Source organism: Streptomyces sp. NPDC001339 (genome assembly GCF_042895955.1).
GTDB lineage: Bacteria > Actinomycetota > Actinomycetes > Streptomycetales > Streptomycetaceae > Streptomyces.
The window spans coordinates 347,553-361,883 of record NZ_JBIAWT010000001.1 but is presented as its reverse complement, the minus strand read 5'-3'; the positions used below and the strand labels follow the sequence as shown (position 1 = coordinate 361,883).

Sequence of the window (14,331 nt, the reverse complement as noted above, 5' to 3'; positions counted from 1 at the left end):
TCGCGCCACGGTGGTTGTCGGTTTTGCCAGCCTTGTGCTGACCTTGGCCGGTACCGGGACATCTGCCGAGGCCGTGGAACACACCACCGTCACGAGGAAGTTTCAGGGATACGGGGTCGCGCACGCGCACGCCAGATGCCCGGAAGGTATGCACGTCACGGGAGGCGGAGTCGCCACCGCCGAAAGACGGGACCACTGGGTGACGGCCTCCCGTCCCAGCGGTGACGGCCTCGCCTGGTTCGGTCGCATCGCGGCCCCGGCCCACTCCGATGCGACGGTGCGCGGAACCGTGTACGCGCTGTGCGAGACCTGAGGGCCGAACCCCTCGTCGGCGGGCTCGAGTTTGGCGTTGATGGTCCGGTGGTGTCGGCGGCCATCTCTTTTGGGGGAATTGCGTGTGGCTGATTCCCGCTCCGCCGCGGGACCGGGCAGCCTGGGGCACGTCTCAGATGTCCGTGATATCCGTGATGTCCGTTCCCAGGAGGTCTGTTGTGCCCATTCGAACCCTTGCCGCTGCCCTGGCAACCGCCGCGCTCCTGATGGGAGTCGGCACCGCGGCCGCCGATAGCAGCGGGCAGGGAAAGGCGACGCGCTCGCGGGGGCAGGGGTCAGCCAACACCGTGCAGCTGCCGCTGGACATCCCTTTCAATGACTGCTGCAGCACGATCAACGTCGGCGGCTTCCTCAATGCCGTCGGCCGCTCCAAAGGCACCATGTAACGCCGTCCGAGGCGGTAAGTCGGCGTCACCCGCCGGGGCCTGTCCGATGGGGGCAGGCCCCGGCGTCTAGGCGTCCTTCCGCTTCAGGCGTCCTTCCGCTTCAGGACCACGTACCCCCCGGCCAGCGCCGCCACCGTCCAGGCGATCAGGATCCCCAGTCCGCCCCACGGGCCGTACGGCACGTCGTCGGCGGTTCGGGGAATGACCTGGGTGATCTTCTGGCCGGCCTGGTCCGGGAGGTAGTGGCCGATCTTCCGCGTGGCGGACACATTGCTGAGGACGTTGGAGATCAGGAAGAAGAACGGCATCAGGATGCCCAGCGAGAGCATCGGGCCGCGCAGCATCGTGGCGACCGCCATCGAGAACAGCCCGATCAGGGCCATGTAGAGGGCACCGCCGATCACCGCACGCAGGACGCCCGGGTCGCCGAGGCGGGCGCGGAGGTCGTCACCGAGGGCCGTCTGGCCCGCGAAGAACGTCGCGAAGCTGGTCGCCAGGCCGACGGCGAAGACCAGGGCGGTGGCCACCGCCAGTTTGCAGAAGAGGAAGGTGCCGCGCTGCGGGACGGCGGCGAGCGAGGCGCGGATCATGCCGGTGCTGTACTCGTTGGAGACCACCAGCACCCCGAAGACGATCATCGCGAGCTGGCCCAGGCCCATCCCGGCGAAGCTGAGGTTCGTGGCGTCGAACGGCGGCCGGTCCCGGTCCGGCCCCACCTCGATGTCACGGCTGACGAGGGTGCAGATCAACACGCCCAGCCCGACGGTGACCACGAGGGCGGTGCCCAGGGTCCACACCGTCGACCGCACCGACCTGATCTTGGTCCACTCCGACCGGATGACCTGCCCGACCACCGCCACCGTCAGCTCCTCTCCCGCTGCCAGTCCGCGCCCCAGCCGGCCCGCTCCGCCGGTGGCGGCTCGCCGTCGTGGGCGTGGTACTCCACCGCACCCGCCGTCAGCCGCATGAACGCCTCTTCCAGGGACGCCTGCCGGGGGCTCAGCTCGTGCAGGACCAGCTGATGGCCGGCGGCCAGGTCGCCCAGGCGTTCCGCGGGCACCCCGTCGACCTCCAGCGCGCCGTCGTCGGCCGCCACCGCGTGGATGCCCTCGCGGATCAGGAGGTCCAGCAGCTTCTCCCGGTCCGGTGAGCGCATCCGGACGTACGAGCGCGAGTTCTGGCGGATGAAGTCCTTCATGGAGGTGTCCGCCAGCAGCCGGCCCTGGCCGATCACCACCAGGTGGTCGGCGGTCAGCGCCATCTCGCTCATCAGGTGGGAGGAGACGAAGACCGTACGTCCCTGGGCGGCGAGGTTCTTCATCAGGTTGCGGATCCAGTGGATGCCTTCGGGGTCGAGGCCGTTGACCGGCTCGTCGAAGAGGAGGATCCGGGGGTCGCCGAGGAGGGCGGCGGCGATACCGAGCCGCTGGCTCATACCGAGGGAGAAGCCCTTGGTGCGTTTCCCGGCGACCGAGGTGAGTCCGACGGTGTCGAGGACCTCGTCGACCCGGCTGCGCGGGATGCCGTTGCTCTGGGCCAGGCAGAGGAGGTGGTGGGCGGCGCGCCGTCCGCCGTGCGCCGCCTTCGCCTCCAGCAGCGCGCCGACGTCGGTGAGCGGGTCCCGGAGCCGGCGGTAGTGCTCGCCGTCGATCAGGACCGTGCCGGAGGTCGGGTTGTCGAGGCCGAGCATCATGCGCATCGTCGTGGACTTGCCCGCGCCGTTGGGGCCGAGGAAGCCGGTGACGATGCCGGGCCGCACCGTGAAACTGAGGTGGTCGACGGCCACCGTGGCGCCATAGTGCTTGGTCAGCCCGTCGAGCTCGATCATGTGCAGCACGCTAAGGGGGGCCCTGGGGCCCTGCCACCGGGGTGGGGCTGCCCGGCTGATCCGTCCTGCTCTCGAGGGCGGCGCCCCCCCATCACGACAGCGCCCCCGTTTCACCGCGGAGGGCGCTACGGGGGCGTGCCGTGCGAAGGAGACGTGGTCGCGGGAAGCGGAGTCCTTCAGCGGGTCTGCTGGGCCGGGACGCCGCGGGAGATGGCCTCCTCGTCGCCGGGGGCGCCGGCCGCGGCCACCGCCGCACCGGTCAGCGTCGCCAGCATCTCGCGGACGTTGGTCAGCTGGGCGTTGATGGAGTCGCGACGGTTGGTCAGGGCCGCCAGCTCGCGCTCGGATTCGCTGCGGATACGATCCGCCTTGGCGTTGGCGTCCGCCACGATGTCCTCCGCCTGGCGCTGCGCGGTCTCCACCGTCTGGCGGGCCCGCCGCTCGGCGTCCGTACGCAGCTTCTCGGCCTCCAGGCGGAGCTGCTCGGCGCGGTGCTCGATCTCCGCGAGCCGCTTCTCGGCCTTGGCCTGGCGGGAGGCGAGGTCACGCTCGGACTGCTCGCGGCGCTTGGCGAGGTTGGTCTCGAAGTCGGCAGCGGCCTGGGCGGCCTTCGCCCGGGTCTCCTCGAAGAGGGAGTCCGCCTCCTCGCGCTTGGACTGCGCGTCCTTCTGGGCCTCGGCCCGCAGCGAGGACGCCTCGCCCTTGGCCTTCTCGACGATCCGGGCGCCCTCGTCCTCCGCCTTCGCCTTCCGCTCGGCGGCGAACTGCTCGGCGTCGTTACGGACCTGCTGGGCGGCCGACTCGGCCAGCTCGCGGTGCTGTTCGGCGGCCCGGCGGGCCTCCTCGCGCAGGTCCTTGGCCTCCTCCTCGGCGAGACGGAGGATCTTCTCGACGCGCGCACCCAGGCCCGCGTAGGACGGTTCGGCGTCATTGACCTGCGCCTGGGCGTTCTGCGTCTCGAGGTGCAGTTCCTCGATCCGCTTTTCCAGCGAAGTGATGCGGGCCAGCGCGCTGTCGCGGTCGGCGACGAGCTTCGTGATGCGGTCATCCACCTGACCGCGGTCGTACCCACGCCGCACGAGCTCGAAGCCGAAGGGGGAGGAAGTGTCGCTCATGGGGTTCCTGTCGAAGAGACCGGTGAGGTGATAAGGAGAATCCTAGGGGCCACAACGGCGTGTCATCGAGCCATTCCAGGTTTGATCTGGAGAATGACCCCTCGTTCGAGTGGCTACCCCTCAGAGGACTTGCCACTCGAACGAGTTGCACCGGCTCCCGCGCCCGCTTTCACCCCGTTGGTCTTGCCTTCCGCGCCCCCACCGGGTCCCTCGAACGACTCCAAGGCCTCCAGGACGTCCTGCACGCGGGAGATCTCGGCGTTGATGTCCTCGCGCCGGCGCACCAGGACCTCCAGTTCCCGCTTGCCCTCGTCCACGATCCGGGCGGCCTCCGCCTCGGCCTCGCCGCGCATCCGCTCCGCGTCGCGCACCGCCGCGGCCTTCTTGTTCTCGGCCTCCTTGATCAGGCCCTCGGCCTTCTTGACCGCCGCGATCCGGACCTTGCTCGCCTCGCTGTTGGCGTCCGCCACCATCCGGTCGGCCTTCTCCTCGGCCTCGATCTGCTGGGCGGTGGCCTGCGCGACGAGCTTGTCGACCCGCTCACCGGCGTTCTTCATCGCCTCCGCCGACTCCCGGCGGGCCCGCTCGTGCAGCTCCTCGACCTCGGACTCGGTCCGCCGGCGCAGCTCCTCGGTGCGCTCCCGGATGGCGGTGGCGTCCCCACGGGCCTCCTCCAGCAGCGAGTTGGCGTCCGTACGGGCCTTCTCGACGTGGGCGTTGCCCTCGGCGGTGGCCTCCGCGACGATCCGTTCGGCCTCCTTGCGGGCCGCCCCGACCATCGTGTCGGCCTGCTCCTCGGCGCTGGTGGCCGCCTTGAGCGCCTCCTCCTGGGCCTTGGCGATGAGCTGGTCGGCCTGCTCCGCGGCGTCCCCGCGGCGCTTGGCGGCGTCCTTGCGGGCCTCGTCCAGCAGCCGGTCCGCCTCCTGCTGGGCGTCCGTACGGATCCGCTCGGCGGCCGCCTCGGCGTCCTCCTTGACCTTCGCGGACTCGGCACGGGTGCGGCTCGCGTGCTCCTGCGCGTCGGTGACCGTCCCGGCGGCCTCGGCCCGCAGCCGGTCCGCCTCGGCCGTGGCCTCCGAGACCAGCTCGTCGGCCTGCTGCGCGGCGTCCGCACGCGTCTTGTTGGCCGCCTCGCGTGCCTCGTCGCCGGTCCGCTCGGCGTCCTGGCGCGCGCTCTCCAGCACCCCGTCCGCCTCGGCCCGCAGCCGCTCGGCCGTCTCGGTGGCCTCCGCCACCAGCGCCCGGGCCTGCTCCTCGCCCTCCGCGCGCAGCCGCTCGGCGGCCTCCCGGCCCTCCGCGACCGCACGGTCCGCGTCGTCCTGCGCCGAAGACGTCAGCTCGGTGGCCTCGTTGACGATCCGCTCGGCCTCCTCGCGGGCCTCGGAGAGCAGCTCGTCGGTCTGCTCGGCGGCCTCCGCGCGCATCCGGTTCGCGTCGTTGCGCGCCTCGGCCCGGGCCCGCGCCGCGTCCTGCTCGGCCGACGCCAGTGCGTCCGAGGCGTCGGTACGCAGCTGCTGTGCCTTCGCCGTGGCGTCCGCGACCAGCTTCCCGGCCCGCGCGGTCGCCTCCGCCACCAGCTCCTCGGCCTGCTCGGCGGCCTCCGCCCGCGCCGTGTCGGCGTCCCGGCGCGCCTCGTCGACCACCCCGGCCGCCTCCGTGCGCAGCCGCTCGGCCTCCTCGATGGCCTCCGAAACCGTCCGCTCGGCAAGGGACTTGGCGGCGTCCGACGACTCCTGCGCCTCGCGCCGGATACGTGTCGCGTCCTCCGAGGCGCGCTCCCGCTCCTCGTAGGCGTCCGTGCGGACCCGGTCCGCCTCCTGCTGGGCCTCCGACGTCGTCCGCTCCGCGGCGTGCTCGGCCGCCGACCGGAGCCCGGCGATCTCCTCGTCGGCCTGCTCGCGCAGCCCCGCGACCGAGTCCCGCACCTGCTGAGCGGTCTGCTCGGCCGCCGACACCAGCCCATCCGCGCGCCGGTCCGCCTCCTCGACCAGCCGCTCGGCCTCCGCCTGCGCCTCGCTCACCCGCTTACGGGCCGACGCCAGCAGCTCCTCGCTCTGCTCGCGGGCCGCGGTGCGCTCCTGGTGGGCCTCCTCGCGGGCCTCGCCCAGCAGCTGCTCGGCCTCGCGGCGCCGCCGCGCCGCCTCCTCCTGGGCCTCGGCCAGCGCCTCCGCCGCCTCCGTACCCGTACGCTCCGCGGCGGCCGCCGCCTCCGCGCGCACCCGGTCGGCGGTCTCCTGCGCCTCCTCCTTCAGCCGCTCCGCCTCGGACGCCGCCTCTTCGCGCAGCCGCACGGCGACCGACTCGGCCTCCGAGCGCGCCGCCGAGGCGTCCTCCGAGGCCTCCGTACGGAGCCGTTCGGCCGCCTCCTCGGCCTCCTGCTGGAGCGACCGGCGCCGCTCGGCGGCCTCCGCCTTGAGCCGGGCCGCCTCCTCCTGGGTCTCCCGGCGCAGCCGCTCCGCCTCCGCGCGGGCGTCGCGCAGCGCCTCCTCGGCCGCGGCGACCTTGCTCTCCGCCTCGTCGCGCAGCCGGTCCAGCTCCGCCGCCGCCTCGGCCCGGCGCTCCGCCATGGCCTCCTCGGCCTCGGTGCGCAGCCGTGCGGCGGCCTTCTCGGCCTCGGTGCCGACCAGTTCGGCGGCCTCGGCGCCCTCGGTCAGCAGCTGTTCGGCTTCCTGACGGGCCCGCTCCAGCGCCTCCTCGGCCTGCCGGCGCAGCCCGGTGGCCCGCTCGATGGCCTCGGTGCGGACCCGCTCGCTCTCCGAGACCGCGCCCGAACGGGTCTCCTCGGCATCGGACTTGGCCTTGGACAGCAGCTCCTCGGCGGTCCCGGCCGCCTCCTCGATCTGCTGCACCGCCTCCCGGCGGGCCTCGGCACGGATCCGCTCGCCCTCGGCGACCGCCTCCGCCCGCAACTGCTCGGCCTCGCCGCGCAGCCGCCGCGCCTCCTCCTGGAGTTCGACGGTCTTGGCGCGGTACTCCTTGGTGTCGTCCTTCGCCGCGCCCTTCAGCTGGGCCGCGGTGTCGTGCGCCTCCTCGCGCAGCCGGTCCGCCTCGGCCTCGGCCTCCCGGCGGACCCGTTCGGCCTCCTCGGCGGCCGCCTTGGTGGTGGCCTCGGCGTCCTTCGACGCCTTGGTCAGCACCTCCTCGGCGGTACGGGCCGCCTTCGCCAGCTGCGCGGCCGAGTCCTCAGCGGCCTTCGCCCGCGCACCCTCCTGGGCCTCGGCGACCAGCCGTTCGGTCTCCTGGCGGGCGTCGTCCCGCAGCTGCTCGGCCTCCGCCTTGAGCGCCTCGGTCTCCTTGGTGGCCTCGGCGACCAGCCGGGCGACCTCCGCCTTGGCGGTACGGGTGCGCTGCTCGTTCTCCGTCTCGGCCGCGGTCAGCCGCTTGGTGGCGTTCTGCTGCGCTTCCTCGACCAGCTTCTCCGCCTCGGCACGCGCCTCGCGCAGCGCCGCGTCCGCCTCCTGGACGCGGGCCTCGGCGGTGCGGGTCAGCTCCGCCGCCTGCCGGCGCGCCTCCTCGGACTCGGCACCGGTCGCGGTACGCAGCTGTTCGGCCTGGTCGGTGGCCTCCTGGGCCTGGTCGGACGCGGCGGTCAGCAGCCGCTCGGCGTCCGTACGCGCCCGGCGCAGGATGGATTCGGCTTCGGCGCGGGCCTCTTCGGCCTCCGCGCCGAGCCGCTCACGGGCCCGCTCGGCCAGCCGCTGGGCCTCGGCCCGCGCGGACGCCAGCGCCTGCTCGGCCTCCGCCCGGGACTCCTCCATCAGCCGGCGGGCCTGCGACTCCGTACGGGCGCGCAGCTGTTCGGCCCAGGCGACGTTCTCGTTGACGTGTGATTCGACGGTCTGCCGGCGCTCGTTGAGCTCCTCGTCGAGGCGCTGGCGGCGGGCGACCGCCTCGGCGTGCAGCTCGGCTTCCAGCCGGGACTGCCGCTCGGCCTGCTCCTGGAGCAGCCGCTGGGTCTGCGCCCGCGCCTCCCGCAGCTCCCGTTCGGCGTCCGAACGCAGCTGGTCGGCCTGGATCTGCGCATTGCGCAGCAGCTGTTCGGCCTGGTGGCTGAGGTTGTCGTAGGCAGGGCGGGACGCGAGGTTGCGGCGCGCCTCGTGCAGCTTGGCGCGCAGCACCTCCACCTGGTAGCCGAGGTCGTCTGCGTGCTGGACGGCCTTGTCCCGCTCGGTCTTCAGCCGCTCCATCTCGGCTTCGAACTGCGAGAGGTGGTCGGCCTCAGCCCACTTACGCTCCTGGCGTTCGTTGCCCCGCACTGCGCGGTCCCATCCGTCCCCTGGTCATGGTGGCGGCCGGCTCCGGTGCTGCGGCGTTCGTCCCGTACACGTCGTGTCGTACCGGTCTCACACTCTCTTGGAGCCGACCCTTCCGAAGAAATGGTGTCAGATCATCGGCGGAGTCCTGGACCGAGCCCCATTCCCGTACCCCGGCCGAGGCTGCACTCTACCGGCCGGGGAAGGGTGAAGGTCAGTGCTCCGTCGCGGCGGGCGACGCGGCGGTGACGAGTTCGGTGAGTACGCCGTGGCAGTCCTTGGGGTGCAGGAAGGTGATCCGGGAGTCCATCGAACCCCTCCTGGGCTCGTCGTAGAGGACCCGGACGCCCTTGCCGCGGATGGCCTCCGCGTCCCCGTCGACGTCGGCCGTCCCGAAGGCGATGTGGTGCACCCCCTCACCGTTCTTGGCCAGCCACTTGGCCACCGTGGAGTCCTCCCGGACGGGCTCCAGGAGCTGGAGGTACGAGGCGCCGCCGTCCGAGGTCCCGTTGATCCTGAGCATGGCTTCCCGGACGCCCTGCTCCTCGTTGACCTCGGTGTGGAACACCTCGAAGCCGTACGTGGCACGGTAGAACTCGACAGTTGTGTCGAGGTCGAAACAGGCGATCCCGATGTGGTCGATGCGCGTCAGCATGGCTCCAGTGCACCGCCCGCATGGCTGGTTACGCAACGTGCGCGCGATCACACCGAAAGGCCGGTGACCCCGCGCGTACCGCTCAGTACATTGACGGGAACCCTCGTTAACTTCCCGGCAAAGGAAGGCCGCATCGCATGTCTGCAACCAACGGCACGAACGGCACGACGTCAGTGATCGTGGCGGGTGCCCGCACCCCGATGGGGCGGCTCCTGGGCTCCCTGCGGACCTTCTCCGGCGCCGACCTGGGCAGCTTCGCCATCAAGGCGGCGCTCGACCGGGCGGGCATCGGCGGCGACCAGGTGCAGTACGTGATCATGGGCCAGGTGCTCCAGGCCGGGGCGGGGCAGATCCCGGCACGCCAGGCTGCCGTCAAGGCCGGCATCCCCATGAGCGTCCCCGCGCTGACCGTCAACAAGGTCTGCCTCTCCGGCCTGGACGCCATCGCGCTGGCCGACCAGCTCATCCGCGCCGGCGAGTTCGACATCGTCGTCGCCGGCGGCCAGGAGTCCATGACCAACGCCCCGCACCTGCTCCCCAAGTCGCGGGAGGGCTACAAGTACGGCGCCGTCGAGATGCTCGACGCGATGGCCCACGACGGCCTCACCGACTCCTTCGAGGGCATCGCCATGGGCGAGTCCACCGAGAAGCACAACACCCGCCTCGGCATCGGCCGCGAGGAGCAGGACGCGGTGGCCGCCGGATCGCACCAGCGCGCCGCAGCCGCCCAGAAGAACGGGATCTTCGAGGCCGAGATCACCCCGGTGGAGATCCCGCAGCGCAAGGGCGAGCCGGTCGTCTTCAGCAAGGACGAGGGCATCCGCGCGGAGACCACGGCCGAGTCGCTGGCCAAGCTGCGCCCCGCGTTCGCCAAGGACGGCACGATCACCGCCGGCACGTCCTCGCAGATCTCCGACGGCGCGGCCGCCGTCGTCGTCATGAGCAAGGCCAAGGCCGAGGAGCTCGGCCTGGAGTGGATCGCCGAGATCGGCGCGCACGGCAACGTCGCGGGCCCGGACAACTCGCTCCAGTCCCAGCCGTCCAACGCGATCAACCACGCACTGGGCAAGGAGGGCCTGACCGTCGGCGATCTTGACCTGATCGAGATCAACGAGGCGTTCGCGGCGGTCGCCGTGCAGTCAATGAAGGATCTCGGGGTATCCCCGGAAAAGGTGAATGTCAACGGCGGCGCGATCGCGCTGGGCCACCCGATCGGCATGTCCGGCGCCCGCATCGTGCTGCACCTCGCCCTGGAGCTGCGCCGGCGCGGCGGCGGCGTGGGGGCCGCCGCGCTCTGCGGTGGCGGCGGCCAGGGCGACGCGCTGATCATTCGCGTACCGGGCAAGTAAGCGGGTCCGGCCGGGCCGGACGCGGAGCAGCGAACCGAAGGAGTCGGCGGCGATGGTGGACGTCCCCCAGCTGGTGCAGCAGGCCCGGGAGGGCCGGCCGAGGGCGGTGGCGCGGCTGATCTCCCTCGTGGAGGGGGCGGCGCCGGAGCTGCGTGAGGTGATGGCGGCGCTGGCCCCGCTCACCGGCAACGCCTACGTGGTCGGCCTGACCGGCTCGCCCGGCGTCGGGAAGTCCACCACCACCTCCGCCCTGGTGACCGCGTACCGCAGGACCGGCAAACGGGTCGGCGTCCTCGCCGTCGACCCGTCCTCGCCGTTCTCGGGCGGTGCCCTGCTCGGTGACCGCGTCCGCATGTCGGAGCACGCCTCCGACCCCGGCGTCTACATCCGCTCCATGGCCACCCGGGGCCACCTGGGCGGGCTGGCCTGGGCGGCACCGCAGGCGATCCGCGTCCTGGACGGGGCCGGCTGCGAGGTGATCCTCGTCGAGACGGTCGGTGTCGGCCAGTCCGAGGTGGAGATCGCCTCGCAGGCCGACACCAGCGTGGTGCTGCTCGCCCCCGGGATGGGCGACGGCATCCAGGCCGCCAAGGCCGGCATCCTGGAGATCGGCGACGTCTACGTCGTGAACAAGGCCGACCGGGACGGCGCCGACGCCACCGCCCGGGAGCTGAACCACATGCTCGGCCTGGGCGAGGCACGGGCCCCCGGGGACTGGCGCCCGCCGATCGTCAAAACCGTGGCGTCGCGCTGCGAGGGCGTCGACGAGGTCGTCGAGGCCCTGGAGAAGCACCGGGCCTGGATGGAGGAGCGCGGCGTGCTCGCCGAGCGGCGCCTCGCCCGCGCGGCCCACGAGATCGAGACGATCGCGGTCACCGCGCTCCGCGAGCGCATCGGAGACCTGAGCGGCGACCGCCGCCTGAGCCTGGCCGCCCTGGCCGAACGCATCGTGGCCGGCGAGACGGACCCGTACCGGGCGGCCGACGAACTCGTGGAGGGCCTGACGAACGGCAACGGGGGTCAGGGCGCTTAGCCGCTTCTGACGGGTCTCCGCGGCTGAGCCCCGGTCGTCCTGTCGCCTGTCGTCCTGTCGTCCTGTCGTCGAACTCCTGCCCGCCTCGCGACGACAGGGCGTAGGGCGCGACGACGGGGCGTAGGGCCTGTGCCGGAAGTCCCGCCTGTGCTGCAAGTCCAGCCTGTGCCGGAAGTTCTGCCTGTGCCGGAAGTTCTGCCTGTGCTGGGAGTCCCTTCGCCCGCCCGGAGGGCGAGGGCGCGCCTCGCAGGGGGTGCGTTGCCGGGCGCGCCTCGCCAGGGCCCCGCCGGGGGTGCCTCGCCGCGGGTGCCCCGCTGGGAATACCCGCCCCGCTCTTCCTCGGGAATACCCGCCCCACCCCGCCCCGTTGTGGCCCCGAGGGGGCGCTCGCGACCCTTAGGGGATCTGTTCGAACGCCCCCTAGGGGTTACCGCCAGCCGTCGCTCAGCCGTCCGTCAGTCGTCCGCGCCGTCGTTGTCGTCGCCATTCGTGTCACCGTCGGCGCGGTGCGCCGGTGCCGCGGTCAGCTTGCCGGACTGCGGGTCGACCAGCAGCTTGTGCTCCCGGCCGTCCTGGGTGATGGTCTCGACCTCCCAGACGGCCTTCGCGCGGTGGTCCCCGTCCAGCTCGATCGAGGTCACCGTGCCGTGCGCCCGGGCGGCCGTGCGGACGGCGGCCGCGGCGTCGGTCCGCGCGTCCTTGAGGGCGGCCGCGGCGCGGGCGTGATCGTCGTCGTCCCCGTGGTCGAGGCGCTGGTTCAGCACGCGGCCGGTGCGGGCGTCGAGGGTGATCTCGTGCCAGCGGCCGTCCTTGCCGAGGACATCGGCGTCCCAGACGAGCCCCGGCCGGTCCTGGTCCAGGTCGAGTCCGGCCACGGCGCCGGGTACGGCCTGCAGCGCGGCGGCCGCGGCCTCCGGTGCGGTCACCTTCGCGGCGGCGGCCTCGCGGACGTCCTCCTGGTCGTACGCGCCCCGGGCGGCCACACCCTGCGCCGTGGTCTGCACGCCGGCCCCCGCGCTGCCGTCGCCGCTGACCGCGACGGCGGTGACCGTACCGCCCACGATCAACGCGGCAGCGGCGGCGGTGGCGATGACGATGTGGCGCTTCATGATGCTCTCCCCTGATCGGCGGTGACAGCGCGGTTCGTACGCTGTGCCGCCACAGTGGCCGACCGAAGCTGAAGGGAACCTGAAGCCACCTGAAGAGCGCTTCAGCTTCGCAGTGGCACCCTTACCGCATGCGCCTGTTGATCGTGGAGGACGAGAAGCGGCTGGCCCTGTCGCTGGCCAAGGGCCTGACGGCCGAGGGGTACGCGGTCGACGTGGTGCACGACGGCCGGGAAGGGCTGCACCGGGCGACCGAGGGCGCGTACGACCTGATCGTGCTGGACATCATGCTGCCGGGCATGAACGGCTACCACGTCTGCGCCGCGCTGCGGGCGGCCGGCAGCGACGTACCGGTCCTGATGCTGACCGCCAAGGACGGCGAGTACGACGAGGCCGAGGGGCTGGACACCGGCGCCGACGACTATCTGACCAAACCGTTCTCGTACGTGGTGCTGGTGGCGCGGGTGAAGGCGCTGCTCCGGCGGCGTGGGCGGAGCGCACAGCCGGTGCTGCGGGTGGGGCCGCTGGCCGTCGACCAGGGGGCGCGGCGGGTGGAGAAGGACGGCACCGAAGTGCCGCTGACCGCCAAGGAGTTCGCCGTGCTGGAGCAGTTGGCGGTGCGGCCGGGCGAGGTGGTCTCCAAGGCGGAGATCCTGGAGCACGTCTGGGACTTCGCCTACGAGGGCGACGTCAACATCATCGAGGTCTATGTGAGCGCGCTGCGGCGCAAGCTCGGCGCGGGCCACATCGTGACGGTGCGCGGCGCGGGATACCGGCTGGTGGCCGGTGGGTAGGGCACGCCGCGGAATGCCGGGTTCGGTACGGGCCAGGGCGGCCGCCGGGGCGACCGTGGTGGTGGCGCTGGCGCTGATCGCGGCGGGCACCGCGGTGCTGCTGGTGCTGCGCAGCAATCTCCAGGGCCAGGCCGGGCTCCAGGCGGAGGTCAGGGCCCGCGAGGTCGCCACGCAGATCGCCACGGGAACGGCGTACGACCGGCTGGATCTGCCGGACGGCGATGACCATCCGGTGGTGGTCACCGGTGAGGGCGGCCGGGTGCTGGCGGTGAGCGAGGACGTACGGGCCGTCGACGCGAAGTCGGTGCGGTCGGCGAAGCCGGCGAAGCCGACGCCGGGGGCCGTCGGGCCGACGCCGACGCCGTCGGATGACGACGAGGACGGGGACGGGAGCGGTGAGCCGCTGCCCGGCGAGGTCGACGACGACGTGCGGCACCGGGACGGGACCGCGGACGTCGACGGCAAGGTCGCCGACTACCGGTTCGCGCTGGTCGAGGCGAAGGACGGCCAGGGGGAGAAGGTCACGGTACGGGCGGGTTCGCCGCTGGCGCCGGAGCGCGCGGCCGTCGGGTCGGTCCGCGACGCGATGCTGATCGGGCTGCCGCTGCTGCTTGTGGTGGTGGCCGCGGTGACCTGGCTGGTGACCCGGCGGGCGCTGCGGCCGGTGGAGGGTATCCGGGCGGAGATGGCGGCGATCACGGCCAGTACGGACCTGTCCCGGCGGGTGCCGGAGCCACGGGCGCGGGACGAGATCGCCCGGCTGGCGCGTACCACCAACGAGACGCTGGCCGCGCTGGAGGCGAGCGTCGAGCGGCAGCGGCGGTTCGTCGCGGACGCGTCGCACGAGCTGCGCAGCCCGATCGCGAGCCTGCGCACCCAGCTGGAAGTGGGCGTGGCGCACCCGGAGTTGCTGGATGTGCCGGGCGCGGTGGCGGACACCGTACGGCTCCAGCGGCTGGCGGCGGACCTGCTGCTGCTGGCCCGGCTGGACGCGGGGGAGCGGCCGGCGGACGCCCGGGTCGATCTGGCGGCGATGGTGCGCGAGGAGGTTTCGCAGCGGGTCGGCGACCGCATCCCGGTACGGGTGGCCGAGTCGGCGGGCCTGGAAGTGCTGGGGTCCCGCGGCCAGTTGGCGCGGGTGCTGGGCAACCTGCTGGACAACGCGCAGCGGCACGCCGTCTCGTCCGTACGCGTGGCCGTGGAGCGGGCGGGGGAGTGGGCGGTGCTGCGGGTCGAGGACGACGGGCCCGGGGTACCCGAGGGGGAGCGGGAGCGGATCTTCGAGCGGTTCGTACGGCTCGATGACGCCCGGGCGCGGGACGACGGCGGGGCCGGGCTGGGGCTGGCCATCGCCCGCGACGTCGCGGAGCGGCACGGCGGCTCGCTGACCGTGGCGGCGGGCCCGGCGCGGGCGGGCGCGGTGTTCGAGCTGCGGCTGCCGCCGGCCGGCTGAACCGGGCCGGCGGGTGCCGGGGCGGA

General features: G+C 73.0%; 12 protein-coding genes. 6 read left to right on the top strand and 6 right to left on the bottom strand.

Annotated elements, in window-relative coordinates; all coding sequences use genetic code 11:
• Positions 1–148 precede the first annotated feature (148 nt).
• Together ACFY12_RS01510 and ACFY12_RS01505 are read left to right on the top strand one after the other, a co-directional pair.
• Entirely contained in the window at positions 149–313 is a 165-nt protein-coding gene (locus ACFY12_RS01510) for a hypothetical protein (protein WP_390713660.1), read from the top strand.
• A 178-nt stretch (positions 314–491) separates the two neighbouring features.
• A complete protein-coding gene (locus tag ACFY12_RS01505; protein ID WP_390713659.1) occupies positions 492–719 on the top strand; it encodes a chaplin in 228 nt (75 codons plus the stop codon).
• 83 nt (positions 720–802) lie between these two features.
• Here the strand turns inward: ACFY12_RS01505 and ACFY12_RS01500 are convergent, their stop codons facing one another.
• The 5 genes from ACFY12_RS01500 to mce form a co-directional block, all read right to left on the bottom strand.
• Positions 803–1,579, bottom strand: coding sequence for an ABC transporter permease (locus ACFY12_RS01500; RefSeq protein WP_390713658.1), 777 nt, complete (start codon positions 1,577–1,579; stop codon positions 803–805).
• Positions 1,580–1,581: 2 nt separating this feature from the next.
• Entirely contained in the window at positions 1,582–2,547 is a 966-nt protein-coding gene (locus tag ACFY12_RS01495; protein WP_390713657.1) for an ABC transporter ATP-binding protein, read from the bottom strand.
• A gap of 176 nt (positions 2,548–2,723) precedes the next feature.
• On the bottom strand, positions 2,724–3,662 hold the full coding sequence (locus tag ACFY12_RS01490; RefSeq protein WP_390713656.1) for a cellulose-binding protein: 939 nt from the start codon (positions 3,660–3,662) through the stop codon (positions 2,724–2,726).
• Positions 3,663–3,775: 113 nt separating this feature from the next.
• A complete protein-coding gene (gene scy / locus ACFY12_RS01485) occupies positions 3,776–7,918 on the bottom strand; it encodes a polarized growth protein Scy (RefSeq protein WP_390713655.1) in 4,143 nt (1,380 codons plus the stop codon).
• Positions 7,919–8,129: 211 nt separating this feature from the next.
• Positions 8,130–8,570 carry a methylmalonyl-CoA epimerase gene (mce, locus tag ACFY12_RS01480; RefSeq protein ID WP_390713654.1) on the bottom strand — a complete coding sequence of 147 codons (441 nt, stop codon included), beginning with the start codon at positions 8,568–8,570 and terminating at the stop codon, positions 8,130–8,132.
• A 137-nt stretch (positions 8,571–8,707) separates the two neighbouring features.
• On the opposite strand from mce, the gene ACFY12_RS01475 reads away from it, so the two are divergent.
• Both ACFY12_RS01475 and meaB read left to right on the top strand, forming a co-directional pair.
• On the top strand, positions 8,708–9,919 hold the full coding sequence (locus ACFY12_RS01475; protein WP_390713653.1) for an acetyl-CoA C-acetyltransferase: 1,212 nt from the start codon (positions 8,708–8,710) through the stop codon (positions 9,917–9,919).
• 52 nt (positions 9,920–9,971) lie between these two features.
• Positions 9,972–10,952: a methylmalonyl Co-A mutase-associated GTPase MeaB gene (meaB, locus tag ACFY12_RS01470; RefSeq protein ID WP_390713652.1), complete on the top strand. Its 981-nt coding sequence runs from the start codon at positions 9,972–9,974 to the stop codon at positions 10,950–10,952.
• Between the two features lie 455 nt (positions 10,953–11,407).
• Here the strand turns inward: meaB and ACFY12_RS01465 are convergent, their stop codons facing one another.
• Complete coding sequence (locus ACFY12_RS01465; protein ID WP_390713651.1) at positions 11,408–12,061, bottom strand: PepSY domain-containing protein; 654 nt, start codon at positions 12,059–12,061, stop codon at positions 11,408–11,410.
• A 128-nt stretch (positions 12,062–12,189) separates the two neighbouring features.
• On the opposite strand from ACFY12_RS01465, the gene ACFY12_RS01460 reads away from it, so the two are divergent.
• Complete coding sequence (locus ACFY12_RS01460; protein WP_390713650.1) at positions 12,190–12,852, top strand: response regulator transcription factor; 663 nt, start codon at positions 12,190–12,192, stop codon at positions 12,850–12,852.
• Between the two features lie 13 nt (positions 12,853–12,865).
• Positions 12,866–14,305, top strand: a complete 1,440-nt coding sequence (locus tag ACFY12_RS01455) for a sensor histidine kinase (protein WP_390713649.1) — start codon at positions 12,866–12,868, stop codon at positions 14,303–14,305.
• The last annotated feature ends 26 nt before the right edge of the window (positions 14,306–14,331 follow it).